The 19,422-nt window shown below is 49.4% G+C and carries 16 protein-coding genes; 11 read left to right on the top strand and 5 right to left on the bottom strand.

Annotated elements, in window-relative coordinates; all coding sequences use genetic code 11:
* The first annotated feature begins 25 nt into the window (after positions 1-25).
* From IT971_RS21520 to IT971_RS21475, 10 genes are all read left to right on the top strand, one after another.
* Positions 26-2,257: a S8 family serine peptidase gene (locus tag IT971_RS21520; RefSeq protein ID WP_139189992.1), complete on the top strand. Its 2,232-nt coding sequence runs from the start codon at positions 26-28 to the stop codon at positions 2,255-2,257.
* A gap of 350 nt (positions 2,258-2,607) precedes the next feature.
* Positions 2,608-3,165, top strand: a complete 558-nt coding sequence (locus tag IT971_RS21515; RefSeq protein ID WP_063092355.1) for an SLATT domain-containing protein — start codon at positions 2,608-2,610, stop codon at positions 3,163-3,165.
* 26 nt (positions 3,166-3,191) lie between these two features.
* Positions 3,192-4,703 carry a nucleotidyltransferase gene (locus IT971_RS21510; protein WP_196871095.1) on the top strand — a complete coding sequence of 504 codons (1,512 nt, stop codon included), beginning with the start codon at positions 3,192-3,194 and terminating at the stop codon, positions 4,701-4,703.
* A gap of 14 nt (positions 4,704-4,717) precedes the next feature.
* Entirely contained in the window at positions 4,718-5,605 is an 888-nt protein-coding gene (locus IT971_RS21505; protein WP_063092250.1) for a nucleotidyltransferase, read from the top strand.
* 314 nt (positions 5,606-5,919) lie between these two features.
* On the top strand, positions 5,920-7,098 hold the full coding sequence (locus IT971_RS21500) for a hypothetical protein (RefSeq protein WP_063092251.1): 1,179 nt from the start codon (positions 5,920-5,922) through the stop codon (positions 7,096-7,098).
* A 6-nt stretch (positions 7,099-7,104) separates the two neighbouring features.
* Positions 7,105-8,292 (top strand): caspase family protein, encoded by a 1,188-nt coding sequence (locus IT971_RS21495; protein ID WP_082822651.1) that lies wholly within the window; start codon positions 7,105-7,107, stop codon positions 8,290-8,292.
* The gene (locus tag IT971_RS21490) at positions 8,289-9,608 is read left to right on the top strand and encodes a hypothetical protein (protein WP_063092252.1); all 1,320 of its coding nucleotides are present in this window, start codon (positions 8,289-8,291) and stop codon (positions 9,606-9,608) included. Before IT971_RS21495 ends, IT971_RS21490 begins: the two co-directional genes overlap by 4 nt.
* 481 nt (positions 9,609-10,089) lie before the next feature.
* Positions 10,090-10,476, top strand: coding sequence for a hypothetical protein (locus tag IT971_RS21485; protein WP_063092253.1), 387 nt, complete (start codon positions 10,090-10,092; stop codon positions 10,474-10,476).
* A gap of 576 nt (positions 10,477-11,052) precedes the next feature.
* Entirely contained in the window at positions 11,053-12,828 is a 1,776-nt protein-coding gene (locus tag IT971_RS21480; protein WP_063092254.1) for a thiamine pyrophosphate-binding protein, read from the top strand.
* Positions 12,829-12,950: 122 nt separating this feature from the next.
* A complete protein-coding gene (locus tag IT971_RS21475; RefSeq protein WP_063086228.1) occupies positions 12,951-13,454 on the top strand; it encodes a MarR family winged helix-turn-helix transcriptional regulator in 504 nt (167 codons plus the stop codon).
* 15 nt (positions 13,455-13,469) lie between these two features.
* Here IT971_RS21475 and IT971_RS21470 read toward each other — a convergent pair whose 3' ends face one another.
* Genes IT971_RS21470 through IT971_RS21450 form a run of 5 tightly spaced genes read right to left on the bottom strand, consistent with a single transcriptional unit; the run spans position 13,470 to position 18,092 of the window.
* Entirely contained in the window at positions 13,470-13,919 is a 450-nt protein-coding gene (locus IT971_RS21470; RefSeq protein ID WP_063086230.1) for a hypothetical protein, read from the bottom strand.
* Positions 13,920-13,923: 4 nt separating this feature from the next.
* Complete coding sequence (gene nadC / locus IT971_RS21465) at positions 13,924-14,772, bottom strand: carboxylating nicotinate-nucleotide diphosphorylase (RefSeq protein WP_196871246.1); 849 nt, start codon at positions 14,770-14,772, stop codon at positions 13,924-13,926.
* 29 nt (positions 14,773-14,801) lie between these two features.
* The gene (locus tag IT971_RS21460) at positions 14,802-15,794 is read right to left on the bottom strand and encodes an ABC transporter substrate-binding protein (protein WP_175494872.1); all 993 of its coding nucleotides are present in this window, start codon (positions 15,792-15,794) and stop codon (positions 14,802-14,804) included.
* Positions 15,791-17,014, bottom strand: coding sequence for a Gfo/Idh/MocA family protein (locus tag IT971_RS21455; RefSeq protein ID WP_223304935.1), 1,224 nt, complete (start codon positions 17,012-17,014; stop codon positions 15,791-15,793). Before IT971_RS21455 ends, IT971_RS21460 begins: the two co-directional genes overlap by 4 nt.
* Positions 16,998-18,092 carry a PDR/VanB family oxidoreductase gene (locus IT971_RS21450; RefSeq protein WP_223304934.1) on the bottom strand — a complete coding sequence of 365 codons (1,095 nt, stop codon included), beginning with the start codon at positions 18,090-18,092 and terminating at the stop codon, positions 16,998-17,000. Before IT971_RS21450 ends, IT971_RS21455 begins: the two co-directional genes overlap by 17 nt.
* On the opposite strand from IT971_RS21450, the gene IT971_RS21445 reads away from it, so the two are divergent.
* Entirely contained in the window at positions 18,081-19,358 is a 1,278-nt protein-coding gene (locus IT971_RS21445) for a Rieske 2Fe-2S domain-containing protein (protein ID WP_063086236.1), read from the top strand. The two genes, IT971_RS21450 and IT971_RS21445, sit on opposite strands and share 12 nt — an antisense overlap.
* Positions 19,359-19,422: the final 64 nt, after the last annotated feature.

Here is a 19,422-nt window from a genome sequence, read left to right as displayed (position 1 = left end):
ATATCTCTATCTGGAGGTATATCCTGTGGCAGACAATCGTCCTGTCTTTAATAACCCGGCACTGCGACTCACAAAATCTCCGAGTGAGCAGAAGATCCGTGCGACGGGTGGACGAAAACTCGAAAAGCAACGCGCCGAACGCTATGAGACCTGCCGTCGCCGCGCATATGAGCGTGTTTCACGGTTGCTTGATCAGTTTTCTACCCTACCTCGTTTTTCAGAGAGGATGCTGGTCTGGATGCAGTTTTATCATGATTCTGCTGCACCCAGTCATACCCCTAACGAATTGTGTGGGGTTTCAGGTTGTCAGATCACGGCTCCCTGGCGTGGGGGCTATGTCATCGAACTCACAGAACAAGGTTTACGAAACCTTAGAGGCCGAATCGACAATCCCACCAAACAAGCCCAGATCGATATCTCCAACATTTTGAATATCGAACCATTTACGTCCGCTCTTCAACGTGAGTATGAACGTCACTCTGACCTAGCAAGCCAAGCGTACCGTGATGCAGAAAACCGCATCTGGGTTCGTTTTACAGTTGCTCCCTACATCTCAACAGACAGTCAAAATGCTGTTTGTTCTTATCTGGAAGATGTCCTGCGTGATGCCTGGATATTGCCACCAGCAGAAGAAACCCTTGATCAGCCCAGGTCACGCGATTTGGTGCCTGCGCAAGGAAGAACTCTCACGCTTTATGATGCAGGCAGAAGCCAACCAAAAACCCTGGTTCTTGGATTATCTAGAACTGACCGCATTAGCGAACTCCTCCTAAGCGGCTCAATCGGACGCTGGGAGCCAATTACAACACCGCGCAGTGTTAGCCCTGGCGCGGGACGAGAGCCCGAAGAACTGCCTTATGATCTTGACCGCGCACCAATCATTGGTGTCATCGACGGCGGGTATCACGCCAACAGCTACCTGAATGCAGTTGCCTGGCAAAGTGACAAGCTGGTCACTGACGATGAAGCGGATCGGCGCCATGGTAATATGCTTGCTGCGATGATTGTTGATGCCACACGCTGGAGCAACAGCCTCCCGATTCCTGATCTACCGTGCCGCTTGGGTATTGTTCAGGCCGTGCAACGTGACGACATACTCGTCACACCAGTCACAGCAGAAGATCTGGTTCTGCATCTCGACAAGGTCATGGCAGATCAACCAGAGACCCGTGTCTGGAATCTCTCGGCAAATACACCTTTTGCAGCTCACGAATTCGAAGTTAGCGAAATGGCGCATCTACTGGCTGGTGTGTGTCGAAAACATCAGAACCTCATTGTGATCTCCAGCGGTAATCGAGAGCCCGGCAGCCCGGATATCATTTCACCACCTGCAGATTGTGATGCTGCTTTGGTCGTTGCCGGTCGTTCCACGACGGGGCTTTTTGAGGCTTTAGGCGGTAAATGTGACATTTCGCGAACTGCATTCGGGCCTGAATTGATGTTCAAACCCGACCTCAGCTGGTTCTCAACACATCGGGTCCTCGGTGGAGCAACAGTGCGCGGATCGAGTTTTGCCGCACCGCTGGTTTCCCGTCTAGCAGCCCATTGCTTCGAACACGTAAGCAACCCCACGCCGGACTTGGTCCGTGGCTTGATCCTGAATGCCGCAGATCTGCCAAAGGGGAAGTATGATGAGCACTTGGGTTATGGATCGCCAGTGCTGATCAATGAGCCGTGGAACTGTCCACCCAACATGGTGATCATGGCTTGGTCCGAAGCCATGCGCGCTCAGCAATCCTATTATTGGACAGATATTGCCGTTCCGCCGAGCATGATCAAAAACGGTCGTTTGGTCGGACGGGTTCGACTAATTGCGATTTTGGAACCAACTGTAGAGCGCGCTGGTGACGAGTATTTCTCCATACGTATCCAAACGAATGTGCGCCATTTACCGCAAGATAAAGAGAAATGGACTGGCCTTCTCGGAACTGAAAAACCAACCACTTATGAGCATAAGGCACGCAAAGAAGAGCAAAAATGGCAACCGGTGCAGTTTCTGGAAAAGCAGTTTACAGAAACAAATGGCCCATTTCTGAAAGAAAACCGATTAGAAGTCGGCGCCAGATTATTTTGGCGTCATCGTTTCCTCTTTGAAGACGCAACAATCCGGGAACGTGCGCATGAGGCAACTTTTGTCCTGACCTTGGAAAGCAGCGATTCAGAGGACGACACCTATAACCAGTTTCGTTTTATGATGGGTACCGAGATTGAAGAGATGGGTATTTCTATCGAAACGGAAGTCGACAACGAAGAGTAGACGTTAAAGCGATCGATATGATCTTACCCTGATAACTGTCCTTCCCCGGATAACCGCATTAAGAAACGGTTTGCGGCACGGAAAGCGCAGTGCCTAAAGCCAGCTCGATGGAAAGGAGCTGATCTATTCAGAAGATGTTTCTGTGCAAATGAGAAAACGCTTCCGAGAAATTTCCCTGAGCAGATCCGAATTTGGTTAAAGCGACAAATATTTCGGAAGCTTTCTCTTAATTATTTCATATTAGCGCCCCTATAGGAGTAGGGATGCATTGCATCTTAAACTATGTGCAAACCAATACACGTTTATGTATTGTAAAAGTCTTAATTATCAATGCAAACGAGTATCGTCTTATGACTGAGTTTACTCATCTAGAAGATCAAATTCGAGAATGCTTCGGTCGAGTGATCTATACCCATAAAACTCATGAAAAGATGGCGGAACGCTATTCTACCAAATTGCGTAGACTGAAAATTTCTCAAATTGTGATTTCCGCGATCATCGCCTCTGGTATCTGCTCCACACTTTTCTTCGATCAAACATATCTGAAGGCTGCCACGGCCATTCTGTCCCTTTTAGGTGTTGTACTGAGCGGATATCTCAAGGGAATTGATCCAGGCGGCATTGCGCAAGCGCATCGAGATACCGCCAAGGAAATATGGCCTATCCGAGAGTCCTATCTTTCACTTCTAACAGATCTGCGCTGTGCCAAGATTCCTAGAGAGGAAGCCGCTAAATGGCGTGACGAGCTCCAAGAGAAGCTGGCGGCAATATATCAAGCAGCTCCACAAACAGAAGCCGAAGCATATGCTGATGCACAAAAAGCTCTCAAAGATAATGAAGATTACACATTCTCGGACGAAGAAATCGATATGTTCGTTCCGAAATCCTTGAGAAAGACTGACCTGTGACAAATTTGCGACCGACAGGAGAGGCCTTGATCGAACAGCTTGCATCTGAACTTGACGTTCCAGATTCACGTTACGAATCGGCAGAACGTAGTTACAAATCAGTTGGCAGTTGGTTGGAACGACAAGAGTCCCGATTTTCAACAGTAGATTTTAATGTATATACTCAAGGTTCCTTTCGTCTTGGGACAGCGATAAAGCCATATGAGGCGAATGAGCACTATGACCTTGATGTTGTCTGCGAGTTCTCAATCAGCAAGGCGCACATTACCCAAAAGGCATTAGCTGACGATTTTGGCGAAGAACTTAAGCTGTACGCACTCCGTCACAATATGGAAGCTCCATCCTCGTGGGATCGATGCTGGACGCTCAACTATGCTGATGGGGCGCAATTTCACATGGATGTACTGCCGTCAGTTCAAGACGGACAAAACCAGAGACGCCTGCGCCTTGAAGAGGCTCTAACACTGGATTACGTCGACCAGTCTATTTCAATCACAGATAAGAACCACATAAATTACCCTTTTATTGATAACGAATGGCCTGCCAGCAATCCCAATGGCTACGCTAAATGGTTCTATGGGCGCATGGAACAAGTCTTTGCCTCACAGCGACACAAGATGATGCTTGATGAGGCAAAAGCAGAAATCTCTGAAATTCCAGTATTCCGTGTAAAGACACCTCTTCAGTCTGCAATTAAATTGCTCAAGCGTCATCGTGATATGAGATTTGCTGACGAGCCGGAAAAACGACCAACATCTATTGTAATTACAACATTGGCCGCGCAAGCTTATCAGCAGGAAGACACAATCACAGGAGCGTTGCTCAGCATTCTTGAGCGCATGGATCAATTTATCGAACGCCGCGGCGAAGATTATTGGATCGCCAACCCTTCAGACCCGCGCGAAAATTTTGCCGATGCCTGGAAAAAAGAATCTTCGAAGCACGAGCATTTTTATGACTGGCTCGAAACCGCACGAGCGGATTTTGCCGAAGCAGCACGACAAAACAACCTAACAGGCTTTGTCGATGCTTTGGCACCTCGGATGGGTAGGAAGCTGGTCGAGGACGCTGTCAGCCGGAAATATCCACTCACCAGAACACAGATTTCCGTTTTTGATCGTGCGACAACAGCAATTAAACGCCTCCTCGATGCACCTCATCGTCGCCCGATTAATTGGCCGATGACATCAGGTGGAACAGTCACAATTGTCAGTGCAACCACCAAACTAAAGCACAGTCATCCAAAAACTTTGATCAGTGATGACACGCCTGTTGCTATCAACAGCGAACTCAGATTTGAAGCTATCACAGATGTGCAAATGCCTTATCGAGTCTATTGGCAGATCGTAAATACTGGCGCAGAGGCGAAAGCAGATAAGAAACTTCGAGGTGGATTCGATGAGAGCAAACAAGGGCAAGATGCACTTGTGCATATAGAGGTAGCCTCTTATCGAGGCACACATAGTATTGAGTGTTTTATTGTCAAAAACGAGTATCTCGTTGCGCGCAGCAGCCCATTTATCGTCAATATTGCATAAGGTTTGGGGTTTAAATGAGCGTTGCCGATGATTTCATTCGATTTAACAATGCATACAACATTGATCGCGATACCATTGCATCTATCAGTTATCGATACCGGCGAATCACACGTCAGTTAAACAGCGATTTTTGGAATACGGCCTCAGATACAGCCCATAGTCTCTATGCAGGCTCTTATGGTCGTGACACCGCAGCGCGAGGCCTCAGCGATCTAGATATCGGTTTCGTATTGCCGGTGGCTTTTTATCATAAATATAATGGATATCAATACAATGGACAGTCTGCTCTTCTACAGGCTGTCAAAACTTCGATCCGAAAAACCTACAAAACCTCGGATAGTTTTGGAGACGGTCAAGTTGTTGTCGTGAAGTTTACGGACAACATCACTTTTGAAGTTTTACCGGTTTTCGAACACGTAGATGGAGAAAGCTGGATATATCCAAATACCAATCACGGTGGATCATGGAAAACTTGCAACCCGCGCGCTGAAATCGCAGCAGTAAAAAAACGCAATTCAGAGACGAACAAGAACCTTAAACGACTGTGCCGCATGATGCGCGCTTGGCGCGATTATAACAACGTTCCCATGAGTGGGATGCTGATTGATACGCTTGCCTATCAATTTATAGCAAATTGGGTGCACCGCGATAAATCTTATTTGTATCATGATTATATGGCACGTGACTTCTTTGCCTACTTGGCTGCTTTGGATACAAACCAAAGCTACTGGCGCGCACCTGGAAGCGGATCAAATGTTGCCAAGAAAGGACATTTCCATTGGAAAGCCCGTGTTGCTTATAACCAATCCGTGCAGGCAATTTTACATGACCAGAATGGACAAGTGTGGTCGCGACGTCAGATGTGGCGCAAGATTTTTGGCCCAGCCTTTCCCGCAGCATAATATATTTCTGTTAGTAGAAGCATAAGAGGAAGAGTGAATACATTTCCCAACTGTCATGGTACTGACGGAAAAGATAGTTAATATATTACATTTCTCTATCTTTGAGACGGACGCAGTTTTCCACAAAACTCAAGGGCTGCTTGCTATGAGACCGCACCTTTCATAACCTCTAAAAGCAACATTTTAGCTTTCAACATAACATTAAACGATGTTCCGCCTGAGGATAACGCACGCAAGAAGTGTAGTTTTCTCTCCACAATCAACCTTTTTATATTACATTAGTAAAATAAGGCTGTAAGGGGGAGTGAAACTCTATGCCATTCGTATTTGTCCACGGCGTGAACAATCGCAAAGATGCAGACTATATCAGAGAAGAAAAGTTACGCGCAGCTTTCCTGAAAGAAATCGTTGCACCAGTTGCCGGTATTAACCCATCACATGACATAATTGCACCTTTTTGGGGTGGAGACGGGGTTAAATTTTGGCGTGATTTGGCTGTCATTCCGTCTGGCAACGAAACCGAGACATTTGGGAAAGAAGAAGAACTATTACCTTCAATTGGAATCGCTCATGCTAATGGTGAGATCGTAGAAGGTGACTCTCTGGTTTCAATTGCTCACAAAGCTCCCCATGTAGCTATCGACCTTTTGTTCGACTCAATCGCCCAAGGCGCTCTATCGGAAACCGATTTCCGAGTTATAGCCAGAGCATATAAATCGGCTCAAAATCGGCTCGCCCAAACAGACTCATCTTGGCTAACAAGAGACTCTCAGAACGGTTTGTTAACAGAGATATTGGACGAAATGGAGGGCCCGAAAGCAGAAGAGGTTTTCGGCGGACAAAGATTGTGGGATATGCTCAATGAGGGAGCAAGACGGCTTTCTCTCTTCCCAACTGATCAACTGTCTCATGCTTTGGTCAGACTCACGCGCCGAACCTTAACTCACAAGATTGCCACCTTCGTTGGCGACTCTTATCGGTATTTAGATGAGCGTGGAGACGGCTCTAATCCTGGCCCTATCGCCTCAACAGTCCTTGGTGCATTACGTGACGGCCAAAAGATATCTGTCGAAACGGGAGAGCCGCTGGTTGTTATTTGCCACAGCTTCGGTGGAGAGATCTTATACGATATTCTCACTAAGTACGCAGATGGATCAGATCTTGAGATTGATACGTGGATCACGGTTGGATCTCAGGTGGGCCTATTTGAAGAAATGTCCTTGTTGCTCACAAGCCCAGGACGACACGACCAAAATTCATTACCGAGAGAAGCCGTTCCCTCACCGGTCAAAGCCAAACGTTGGATCAACATCTTTGATACCAATGACGTACTCGGTTTCGCAGTTCTGCCAACCTTCACCGCGACAAACCCCGGTACAGTAAAAGATTATAAGTACAATACTGGCTATGCGGTAACCGGTGCACATTCTGGGTATTTCAAGTGGCCAAGCTTCTACAAGCGACTAGCCGCCCGCCTTTCTGAGGGGGGGTAACTTTCGATGACGCAGATCCGAGTAAACCCTCAAAGGGCAACACCACAAACGCATGTTCTAATCATCGGCGTTGGACACTATCGTCACTTACGAGGGGGGCAGTTTGAGAACGGTGCACACATGGGTTTGAGAGTGTTAACCTCGCCACCAGTCTCAGCGATGAGCATAGCACGGTGGATACTTAGTGGTGATGGAATCACCGAAGTCGGCCTTCATAACCCTAGTGCCCCCCTTGGGACCTTAGAGGTTCTTATCTCAGCAGCACAAAATGAACAACTGGATCACTGTGGAACAAATTACAACATTGAACGTGCATCTCTGCCAAATGTAAAATTGGCCTTTGACCGCTGGCTAACTGAGATAAAACAACATCCAAATAATATTGGAATGATATACTTTTGTGGTCATGGGATTACAGGGACTAGAAACGAGCAAATTCTACTACTGGATGACCATGGAGAGAGTGAAAACCGCCCATTTGAAACTGGCAGTTTTGATCTATCGAATACAATTAGAGCACTTTGCCGGAAAGTAGAGGCACCACTCTATGTTTTCGTCGATGCTTGCCGCACTTATGCTGACGAGTTCGGTATGGCAATTGGGTCAAATCCAGATGCTTTACTTCACGATGGTGTAAGGACTAAGTATATAAATACTGGTTTAACCCATATTTCTTCTGCAACGGATAATAAGTCGGCATATGGGAGCAGCAATGAGATTTCCCGCTTCACTGCCGCCTTGCGAATGGCGCTAACAGGCTATTGTGGAGACGGAAAACCCGGTACGAGAGATTGGTTTGTTAACGGGCACGCACTTAGTATGGCAATGCCCAAGCTTCTTGACTTGATGAATAGAGAAAGCAGGAACAGTGAACCTCAATTATGCAACCCTTATACAGCTGGCACTGTTGATGCACCGCTACATGTAATAAATCATCTCCCAATCGTAAAAGTCGAAATTGAACTTTCCCCAGAGCAACATTGCTTAAATAGCCACTACGAAATTCGACATTCAAGCGATCAAAGTATTGCTGCTATCACCGGCGGGAAGACTAAAGGAGTTTGGAAAGCAGAAACTCCAAAAGGAATTTACGAGGTAAAAATCTGTTCGCAGCACGATCAAGAGCACTACAAAAATTGCAGTGAACATTTGGACCCGCCTCTTTTCCGTCTTCCACTGGAAGTACAGCCATGACCTTACCTAGAGTCTTTGTTCGCCTCAAAACGTCAAACACGGTCGATGATGGAGCAAACTATTTTCCGATAGATATCATTGATGGCTACGGAACCATCAAACATACTGGTGTCATATCTAATAAGAAACTAAATGAACTAAAATACGAACGAGACGAAGGCCCACTCTTTATCCGATTGTCATTGCCTAGTGGCACCTCAGAAATCCGACCACTTCAGCATGAAGGAAGTGACACTTGGAACGAAGAGGTAACCTTTGATTTGCGAAAGCAGCATTCTTCATCCGCAAGAATGAACTTGGCTTCGCCGCGTATAGATGCAAACCCATACCACGAAGAATCGAGCATTCGGGCCACAATGAGCGCCGTTTGGTTTCAATTGTGGGAAAAGCCGATTGGAACAGATACTTGGGTCAATGTCCCTGTTGACCCCACGAAACGCCAAGTATCAATTGAGTCTGTACAGTTTGAATTTGGAGAATCAAGAAACTCTCGAGCACTGGTTGCCAACGTCGGGGAAAACATTCCCAAAGTTGTTTCACTTCCTACGACCAAAAGCAAAATAGAATTTAAATGTTCGCAAGATTCATCAAGAGGCTTCTTCCCAGAACTATTTGTCAGTGACTATAGCCCAAATGCAGAATCAATAATGGCATTCTTACATGATAGCAGGTTAAGTTCATTGAAGTCACTTTTGGATCCTGGAAGTGAACTAACAAATGAACTTTTGTACAGAAAAGTCCAAGATCCGATTGCTGCAACTGCAGCAGCATATTACTTGTTGCGCAAACGTGACTGGGAAAATTTACCTAAGCATTGGCTTGATAACCTTGCTCGCTGGAATCCTCAGATACCTGATGCGCGGCTTATCCGTGCATGTCGTAAAATTGAAAGTGGAATGAGAATTCATGCAGCTATCGAGTTGGCAGCTAAAACCTTATTTCGACTGATGCATCAGAGTATTCCGCTATTCGCTGAATCCGCATTTCTGATTGGAGACCTAATTGTGCTTGTGGAGAAAAAGGAGGAGTTCCGTCACCAGTGGTTTGTGAAACAAGCCATGAATTTAATGCGCTCATTCTCATCGAATGGAGTATGTTTTGGATTCAGCGGTTTCTCACCAAACCTACCAATAAATGATCGTATTTATCATCCAGACGATTTCTTTCATCGCATTTCAGAGGCCAAGTCTCTAGCCGCCGGACTTAACATACCTAGTTGGGAGAGCGACGATGGGGATATCTTTTTCGGATATCCCGAGAATACGATGTTCTTGGAAGAACGTTCAATGCTCCCACCAAGTCCAAAAATGTTTTGAATGTTTTGTCCGTTAAAAGTCCTTAACGGACAAAATCACAGCCGAAACGATTGCCCGCCTGCTTGACAGGGTATCCTCTTCACCCAACATCTCAATTCTGGGCTGTCGGCACCGTTTGGCTCTAAGCCTCCCCCGACAGACATCGGTCAAAGCCCGTCAATCCCCGGCGGGCTTTGGCTTCTCCGAAACGATCGGCTTGCCGAGAGGCCAGGCCGCATCGCACCGACTATCTTTCGCGCAGGGAAAAGGGTCAGTCCGGCTTCGGGTGCTTTTCCAGATATTCGCCGATCTTTATGCCAATGAGCAGCAGGACGAAAAAGGCCCCGGTGCCAAAGAGAAAAAGATTGATGCTGATGGAATCCATAAGGACCTCCCTTGTCATGCATCCAACTCTCGAACCATGTCACCCTTGTATGATGGGCGAAATTGTACGAAATTTCCAGCCTGTCGACGGGCAGAAGAGACAAAACGGAAGGCACGGATGACTTCAGGGCAATTCAGCCAGAACCCCAGAGCGACCGAGGTCGCGCTCAAGGCCTATCGCAATATTGCAGACAACTGGGCGCTGCCCGCCCGCCAGGCAGCCGCCCTTGCCGATATGTCCCCGGGAAAATGGCGCGGCGCGCGCCGCCCGAACTATCGCGGCCGGATCAATGTCGATCAGATGCTCAGGCTGAGCGCACTGATCGGCATCTATCGCAGCCTTGAGCTGTATTTTAACACGCCGATCGCCCGCTCCTGGATATTGCTGCCCAATCAGGGGCCGCTGTTTCTTGGGGCGAAACCCCTTGATGTCATGATCGCAGATGGATTGCCAGCTCTGCTTACAACCCGGCAATATCTAGACAACTGTCTGGACGGACAGTGATAGCGCGTATCGGTTTCAGATCAGATACCGGCAATAGCCAAGATTGCTTTGAAACTGTTGACCAAGGTGAGTCATCTGCCATCGAGGCGAAATGACTCTCCGAACCGAGATACTGGCTGGTCGACTCCCTCTCCTGCATGTCAGACTGCTCTTAGAGTTTATTCCTCAAACAGTGCCACGCATTCGTAGCATTGAGCACGATTGCGGATACGGAGTTTGGTCAAGGGTGGAGCCGCCATTGGTCCAGTAAAGGGACAGGGTTTTGCGGCGTGTAAGAGCAGGTCTGTTTATCGTCTAGGGCAGCACGTCGCAGTGACATCACGAACCGCGCATTTATCGACCACCTCTTTCCAGTGCACATTCAAGTGCCCGGCGACGGCCTCACCATCCGCTCCCAAACAAGCAGGAAGTCCCGCTTAGCTACCCAGACGGAAAAACAGAAGCAGATTGCTCCGTCACGAGGATCAGAGCCGCAGATAGCATCGGAAAACCCGTTTGACATGATATTAGATATCGAAGTACTTAAATGGGAGACTATAAAGAACACCAACTAAAGTAAAAAATCGGGAGGAAGAGATGGAAAAGGTCGAGCGGCCTGTCATATCCGAGACAACAGGCTTGTGGGGGAGCGATCTGATCGCGGAGATGCTGCGTGCTCTCGATGTCGAATATGTAGCGCTTAATCCCGGTTCCAGTTTTCGTGGGCTGCATGACAGCCTTGTTAATCATCTGGGCAACGAAAATCCTCAAATGCTGTTGTGCCTTCATGAAGAACATACCGTCGCAATTGCACATGGCTGGGCGAAGGTAACCGGACGGCCTATGGCCGCGATTGTGCATGCAAATGTCGGTTTAATGCATGCGACAATGTCTATCTACAATGCCTGGTGTGACCGAGTCCCTGTTATGGTCTTTGGGGCAACCGGTCCTGTCGATGCGACGGAACGACGACCTTGGATAGATTGGATCCACACGTCGCGCGATCAGGCGGCGATTGTTCGGCCATATGTCAAATGGGATGATCAACCTGCATCGTTATCTGCTTCGCTTGAGGCCATGATTCGCGGCGCTTTAATTGCAAAAACAGCACCCATGGCTCCTGTGTATATTTGTTTTGATGTTGTAGTACAGGAAGAGGCTGTCACAGCCCCGATCAAGACACCCGATCCAAGGCGTTTTAAGTTGCCTATGTCACAGGGATTATTGCCCGACGCGCTTGCGGAACTTCACACGCGGCTAAAAGAGTCCCGGTCCCCAGTATTTCTTATGGGCCGAGTTTCTCGGTCTGCAGATGACTGGGCATACCGAGTGGCTTTGGCAGAGCATTTCAATGCTCGCGTTCTCACCGATATCAAACTGGGTGCGGCCTTTCCGACAGACCATTCTCTTCATTCCGGAACGCCAGGATTTTTCCTTTCCCCTGATGGTGCAAAAGTCCTCAACGAAGCTGATTTGATTGTCAGTTTTGACTGGGTAGACGTTGCGGGCACACTCAAACAGGCTGGCGCTCAGGCCGAGAATGCACCACTCGTTCAGCTATCGGTTGATCACCAACTTCACAATGGCTGGAGCCTTGATCATCAGGCCGCGGTTCGAGCTGATCTGCATATTGCGGCTGAGCCCGACATCGTCATACGTACACTATGTAAAGAGGTCGGTTTAACACCCCAATTGAAACCGCAGAACTTGCCGGCTTTCAGTACCGGAAAGTTGACAGATGATTTGGGACCTATGGATGTAGATACCCTTGCTGCGGCCCTCGGCGATGGGCTTAAAAACGAGGTTGTGTCTCTTGTTCGTCTGCCATTGAGTTGGGGCGGGGATTTGTGGCATTTCCGTCATCCACTTGACTATCTTGGCTATGACGGTGGCGCAGGTATTGCCTCAGGGCCGGGTATGCTGGTCGGGGCAGCACTGGCACTGAAGGGTACAGATCGGCTACCCGTTGCCGTGTTGGGGGATGGCGATTACCTTATGGGTGTTTCGGCCTTCTGGACCGCGGCCCGTTACGGTATCCCTTTCCTCGCGATCATTGCCAATAATCGATCTTTCTATAATGACGAAATCCATCAGGAAAAAGTTGCCGTCAGCCGTGAACGTCCAGTTGAAAACAAATGGATCGGTCAGCATATTGGAGGACCTGATATCGATCTTGCCGCCATGGCCCGCGCGCAAGGGGTAAAGGCCATTGGTCCCGTGACCAATGCGCGTGATTTGAAATCGGCAATTGAGGTGGCACTCGAGGATGTCAGACAGGGCAATGCTGTCGTTATCGATGCACGCATCACCCCGGGTTACAGCAAAGCAATGTCTGCGGGAATGACCCGCACGGCGGATGAAACAGCAGAGTAAATATGGCATGTGTCAACCATGCTTGATATGCTGTGTATCAAGCATGTTTGACTCCTCTATACGACGACTGTATCAGTCAAACGCAAAATATTTCAGTTGGCTTTAAGGGCGTCGTTTTGTTCATGACCGATAAAGAAAACAGAGTTCCCAATTCGCGAGAGCGTCTTGCTCATATTATCCGGTTGGCAACTCGGGGTTTTAACCGGTCTTTGCAAATACGTTTGGCCTCTCATCATGTTACGTTCGGGCAGTGGATATTTTTACGCATCCTGTGGGAGCAGGAAGGTCTGACACAACGTGAGTTGAGTGAAGAAGCCGGATTAACTGAACCCACAACCCACACGGCTCTGCAGCGGCTTGAAGCGCTTGGTTTTCTTGAAAAAAGAACGCTAGCCGGAAACAAGCGAAAACAGCATGTGTTTCTGACCAAGCGTGGCAAAGAACTGCGCATCGAACTTGAACCGCTTGCCGTAGAGGTGAACGAGGTTGCGCTGGCAGGATTGTCATCTTCCGAGTTGGATATAATCCGTAAGGGGATGCTTCTGATTCTGGATAATCTTGAAGAGGATGAGCGAAAAGCAGGTGAAGAGGGGCGAAAGGTCCCTCCTACCCGCATTCCGACTTAAGTTTTTTTCAGGTATTTAACACGGCGCGGTCGCAGAAAGCCTCTCGATAAAGGTATCGGTCGTGGTTATTTCGCGAAGCGGCATGTTTTCGCTTCCGGCATCTGGATTTGCATCATAATTCAGTCCTTCACCATCCCAGAACCACCAATAGACAACATTTCCTTGTCGGTCCCTGATGGGAATACGGAATGTCGGGAAGGTGCTGTCACTGGAGGGGACCTTCGTGCTTGTCACTTTTCGCCCTTCAAGCATGCCTCGCTCGATTGCGGAAAATAACGGCAGCATAACCGTGAAGACTGATTGACCTGATGCGAGTTCGAGAATGTTTTCCGGAGGTTTTTTGTAGTAACCCGGCAATGCACGAATGACTTCTGGATAGGCCGGGTGATTATGTGTGATCTGTACATAGGCAAAACCACCCGGAAGTTTGACCTCAATCACATCGCCTGGCTGAAACTGTTTCATTTTCCTATCCCAGTGTTACGTCGAGGCCAATATCAAGGGTTGGTGCCGAGATCGTGATTTTCGAGCTTGAGATATAATCAACCCCGGTTTCAGCAACGTCCTTGATGGTGTCGATATTGATGCCACCGGATGCTTCGATCCGCGCACGGCCGGCATTAAGGGCAACCGCCTCTTTCAGACCGTTGATGCCGAAATTATCAACCAGCACCGTTGATGCGCCCGCTGCAAGGGCTTCTTCAAGCTGTATCAGCGTGTCGACTTCGATCTCGATTACGACAAGATGGCCGACATAATTGCGGGCAGCTTCAATTGCGTTGGTGATAGATCCGCAAACGGCAATGTGGTTGTCTTTGATCAGGACGGCATCATCAAGACCAAAGCGATGGTTGGCACCGCCCCCACAGCGCACCGCATACTTTTCAAATGCGCGCAGGCCCGGTGTGGTTTTCCGCGTACAGCAAATGCGTGCCTTTGTATGAGCAATTAGATCTGCGAACTTTGCGGTTGTCGTTGCGATGCCTGACAGATGGCACAGGTAGTTTAGCGCAACGCGTTCCGATGACAGTATGGCACGTGCATTGCCGGTCACCCGGGCGATTTCATCACCCGGGGCCAGAACATCTCCATCCTTCTTGAATGCCTCAAACGCCAGCCCCGCACCGGCAAGTGCAAAGGAACTTCGTGCGAAATCGACGCCACATAAACGCCCGGCTTCACGCGAGACCAAAGATACTTTTGCACTGAGATCAGGACCAATTGTTGCATCCGTGGTCAGGTCGCCGGCGCGTCCAAGATCCTCCTTAAGGGCGGCGCGAACGCCTTCCTCGATCAGAATGTGCGGCAAGGAGGGCATGACTGCAGATGTTTTTGCGATGGTATTGGTCATAGGCTGAAGACCTCACGCGTGGAGGGGTGGAAAAGCTCGTCGATCGAAAGTTTGCGCGGTGAAAGTCCTTGGCGGTAGTGATAGTCAAGGAACGTCTCGATGACTTTGCGGTTTGGCGCAACGCCATAGGGCCAAAGATCATCACCCAGAAGGTTTTTCGCGCGATCAAGCGTGTCTTCGACAAACGGCATCGTGACCTTCGTCGCGGACGTGTCGCTCAGCGCATCAAGCGCCATCTTCTTTGATTGCGAGAACGCCTTAAGCAGCGCCCCGGGAAGCCATGGATGCTGCTCAGCCAAGCTTTTGCGGACACCCAACACATGCATGATCGGGAAGATCGATGTACGTTTATAGTGGTCTTCTGCCGCTGAAATGCTGTCAGTGAACAGGCGCCCGACATGCGGGTGACCTTCGTTAAAGCATTTTGGCCAACGCGGACCAATGAAACCATCAATCTCACCGTCCATCAGCATCTGATTAAGCGTCGCACCGTCTGGCGCCTGGGTCATTTTGACATCATCGGGCAGATCAACCTTGATCTTTTCCGGCCGACCCGGCGTGTCCATGCCACCACGTACCCAATGGATGTCGGATGGTTTTACCCCATAGTCATCCTCAAGAATGCCTCTCACCCAGACATTTGCCGTCAGCTGATATTCCGCAATACCGATGCGGCGTCCTTTGAGGTCTTCGGGGCTATTGATGCCTTTGTCCGTCCGGATGTAAACCGACGTGTGGCGGAAGGCGCGCGACAGGAAGACCGGAATTGCCACATAGTGAGATTCTTCTCGTGCGAGTTTTACGCAGTAGGACGAAAATGAAAGCTCGCTGACATCGAAATCTTCGTTACGGAATGCCCGGAAGAACATTTCTTCCGGGGACAGCAGCATTGATACGGGATCTACGCCATCAATTTTGACGCGTCCATCAAAAATCGGCCTGGTGCGATCATAGTCTCCGTAGGCAAGTGAAAGTGTCAGATTACTCACGAGTTTCCTCCAATATTTGTTTTTTGTGTCTGTATTTGATGAAGCAGCTTGACCGGTGCTGCCGCTTCTGCGGATTGCAAAATCGCGTGGCACGCTTCAAGCGTGGCAAGGCCCCAGCGCCCGGTTTGTGATGGCGGAGCGTTAAAGCGGACAGCTTTAATCAAGGCGGAGTTAACGCCGGCGCGTGGGCCCATCTCCAGCGGTGCAGGAATGTATTTCTGTTCGAAATGGCCGTGCAGCCAAACCCCGTTGGGCGTAATCCGCAGATCGCCGCCGTCACACGAGACAATGATCGGGCCAAAATGTTCGTGGTTTGGCGCGGGTGGTCGTGCCGGGGTTTCGCCATATGTTCGACCGGATTTCAGGGCGGATTCTTCTTCCGGGCTTGAAACCTTGGTCAAGGCTTTGCGGGCTTGACCGTAGCTTTCAGGGTCCTTCGGATAGCCAAGTTCGCCAACCCAGCCTTGCCATACATCGGAATCAAAATGCGCGTAGCCCGAATAGGTCAAAGAGGCAAAGGCACCGCCTTCAAATGTAGCCAATGCGCTATATGCGCCTTCAGTCGGGCGGGCCGGATCCCAGTTCCCGGTGGCCGCAGTGATGGTTTTCATCATGCCGCCACCCAGAAGCCTGACAATATCAAGCTGGTGGACAGCCTGACTGAAAATCACTCCGCCGCCTTCTTCTGTGACGAGTTCCTCCGGTCGACGCGGACGATATAGGAAGTCGGTATAGTTCATTGCATGAATCATGCGGACGTTGCCGACATCGCCAGACTGAATGATCTTATGGGCCAACATTACAGCCCCATCAAAGCTGTGGCTGGGGCCCACAATCAGTTGCACGCCCGCTTTCTCACAGGCTTCGACCATTTTGATGCCGTCTTCAAGATGGATCGCAAGTGGCTTCTCAACCAAAACATGCTTTCCGGCTTTCGCAGCAATTTCCACGTGATCGACATGCATTTGATGCGGTGTGGCGATATAGACGGCTTCGACGTCCGGATCGGCGCAAATATCCTCGACGTTCTGATAGGTGCGCCCGCCAAACTCCTGCTCGAACGCCGCACGTGAAGATTCCCGCGGTGCGCATGCCGCAACAAGTTGCACCCGATCATCTGCATTGATGCTTGGCAATGTCAGCATGAACCCGCGACCAAGCCCGATGACGCCAAGGCGCAAGGGCGCCTCAAGCTTCGGCTGATTAGAGTTCGATGACAAGATTTCCCTCCCTTGCGCGGGAGACACAAATCATGATCTGGCTGTCTTTTTCTTCATCCATCAGGACCATGTCGCGATGGTCAACATCCCCTTCGATCAGCTTGCAGCGGCAAGTGCCACAGGTGCCGCTTTCACAAGAGCTTACCGTTTTGATGCCATTATCACGAAGTGCTTCGAGAACGGACCTGTCAGCAGGAACCGTGATGGTGGTATCGAGATTGGCGACTTTCACTTCAAACGGTTTATCGTCTTCGCGCACGGCATCGACGGCTTTGAAGTCTTCGAAATGCACACGCCCTTCCGGCCAATGGCCTGAGATGGCTTTGATTTCTTCCATCAAGGGGGATGGACCGCAGCAATAGACATGCCCGGCACCGGGCTCTTCGAAGTGATCCCAGAAATCATAAACCTGATTGAGATCGCCATTGTCGTGATGAAACTTAACGCGTGATCCGAATGCGTTTTTGATATCATCCAGATATGCAGTTTCCTCGGCAGATCGGGTGCAGTAGATCATCTCGAACGGCTTGCCCTGCGCAGACAGGTGATTGGCCATTGCGTAAATTGGAGTGACCCCGATTCCGCCTGCAATCAGCAAATATTTCGGTGCATTTTTGAGTGCGAACGAGTTCTCGGGTGCCTGAATTGTAATCTCGCTACCTTCAGTAGCTGACTCGTGCATTGAGGATGATCCGCCACGCGATTCAGGCTCGCGTTTCACGGCAATCACGTAGGTTTCCGGAAATTCCCCATCATTAACAAGCGAATAGCGGCGCATCGCGCCGGATGGCGTTTCGACGGTGATATGCGATCCCGGCGCAAAGGCAGGGAGTTCGATCTCATCCACGGGGGAAAGCGTAAACTCGCAAATATAAGGCGTTAGCTGACGCCGTGCCTCTACGCGCATTTTTATGCTTTCTAATTCTGTTGACATTTTTTCCTCCCGAAGTAACTTTGATGAATAAATTAGATATCTAATAATTCTTGTCAAGTCACTAGATGCCTGTAATGATGTGATATTGATTCTTTGATATCTAAGAAAACACAAAGGAGGAGAGTTCACGTTATGCTCAGCCATGAAGAGAATGACCTGTTAACCCGCGTCTCGGGTGATGCGCCAATGGGGAAGCTGATGCGCCAGCACTGGACGCCGGTTTGCCTCATTGAAGAAGTTGCCGAAGCGGATGGCAAACCGCTGCTGGTGGAGGCGATTGGCAATCGCTATGTCGCCTTTCGGGATTCAAACGGAAAGCTTGGTCTTCTTGATGAGCTCTGCCCGCACAGACGTGCATCTCTGGTTTTTGGTCGTAACGAAGATTGCGGACTGCGGTGCCTCTATCACGGCTGGAAGTTCGATGTTGAAGGCAACTGTGTTGCCATGTCGTCCGAACCCGAAGGCAGTCCGCTACATGAGAAGGTAAAGCACAAGTCTTACAAGACCGTCGAATGGGGGGGCTTTGTTTGGGCATGGCTTGGCGAAGAAGAAGACATGTATCCGTTTTCGCCACCTGCATTTGCCCCGACCGAAGATACCCAGGTTTCAATCCTGAAAATCAGGATTCCGGCCAACTGGGCGCAGATTACCGAAGGGCAGATCGATTCCGCACATTCGTCCAGTTTGCATTCATCGGATATGAAGCCGGCCCGCGTTGAAGGCGCTTCCGCGGATGATCAGGCATGGTACCGCCCTTCGACGGATAAATCTCCGCGCATGCAGACCCAAACGACCAGCTACGGCTTCCACTATGCTGCGATCCGTAAGCCGATCAAAAATCCTAGTACCCATAACTATCTTCGTATTACCGAGTATATTGCACCCTATACATCTCTGATCCCGCCGAATAACAATTATAATGTTGCGAGTGTTATCGTTCCTATTGACGATGAAACCACTCATTTCCATTTCATTGCCTGGGGTGGAAAGGCCTGTCCGACAACCGAAGAGTGGCGAAAATTCAATCACGCACAAAAAGGCATTCACCTTGATGATCGTTGGGTCTCCCAGCGTCAATTGCACAATAATTTCCTGCAGGATCGCCAGGCTATGAAGCTCGGGAGTTTCACGGGTGTTAAGGGTATTCCCAATCAGGATATTGTGATGTGGGTATCTATGGGTGCCATTGTTGATCGATCGGTAGATATTCTTGGGGCTTCCGATCTCGCGATTGTCGAGTTTCGCCGCTTGATGGTTGATGCAGCCAGAAAAGTTGCTGCCGGTGGCGATGCGATCGGTACCGTCGAGCCAAGAATTCCGCATGCAGACATCGCTTCGCGCGAGGGGGTCTATCCGCAGACAGTGGATTGGCGAACTCTTGTGGAAGAGAAAAGTGTCGCTGCCGAATAAGGTTTTGATAGCAGGTTCGTTTGAGAGCCTGCTATTTTTTTCGAACAAAACTAAGATATCTAAT

It is taken from the genome of Thalassospira sp. B30-1 (assembly GCF_015767575.1).
In the GTDB taxonomy this organism is placed as follows: domain Bacteria; phylum Pseudomonadota; class Alphaproteobacteria; order Rhodospirillales; family Thalassospiraceae; genus Thalassospira; species Thalassospira xiamenensis.
Note: the sequence above shows the minus strand (reverse complement) of the source record. Positions and strands in the feature narration are given on the sequence as shown.

Bases quoted from the DNA above. Each gene is read 5' to 3' on its own strand.
- IT971_RS21515 (WP_063092355.1), top strand. From the start codon at position 2,608: ATGACTGAGTTTACTCATCTAGAAGATCAAATTCGAGAATGCTTCGGT.
- IT971_RS21505 (WP_063092250.1), top strand. From the start codon at position 4,718: ATGAGCGTTGCCGATGATTTCATTCGATTTAACAATGCATACAACATT.
- IT971_RS21500 (WP_063092251.1), top strand. From the start codon at position 5,920: ATGCCATTCGTATTTGTCCACGGCGTGAACAATCGCAAAGATGCAGAC.
- IT971_RS21495 (WP_082822651.1), top strand. From the start codon at position 7,105: ATGACGCAGATCCGAGTAAACCCTCAAAGGGCAACACCACAAACGCAT.
- IT971_RS21490 (WP_063092252.1), top strand. From the start codon at position 8,289: ATGACCTTACCTAGAGTCTTTGTTCGCCTCAAAACGTCAAACACGGTC.
- IT971_RS21485 (WP_063092253.1), top strand. From the start codon at position 10,090: ATGACTTCAGGGCAATTCAGCCAGAACCCCAGAGCGACCGAGGTCGCG.
- IT971_RS21480 (WP_063092254.1), top strand. From the start codon at position 11,053: ATGGAAAAGGTCGAGCGGCCTGTCATATCCGAGACAACAGGCTTGTGG.
- IT971_RS21475 (WP_063086228.1), top strand. From the start codon at position 12,951: ATGACCGATAAAGAAAACAGAGTTCCCAATTCGCGAGAGCGTCTTGCT.
- IT971_RS21470 (WP_063086230.1), bottom strand. From the start codon at position 13,919: ATGAAACAGTTTCAGCCAGGCGATGTGATTGAGGTCAAACTTCCGGGT.
- nadC (WP_196871246.1), bottom strand. From the start codon at position 14,772: ATGCCCTCCTTGCCGCACATTCTGATCGAGGAAGGCGTTCGCGCCGCC.
- IT971_RS21445 (WP_063086236.1), top strand. From the start codon at position 18,081: ATGCTCAGCCATGAAGAGAATGACCTGTTAACCCGCGTCTCGGGTGAT.
- IT971_RS21450 (WP_223304934.1), bottom strand. From the start codon at position 18,092: ATGGCTGAGCATAACGTGAACTCTCCTCCTTTGTGTTTTCTTAGATAT.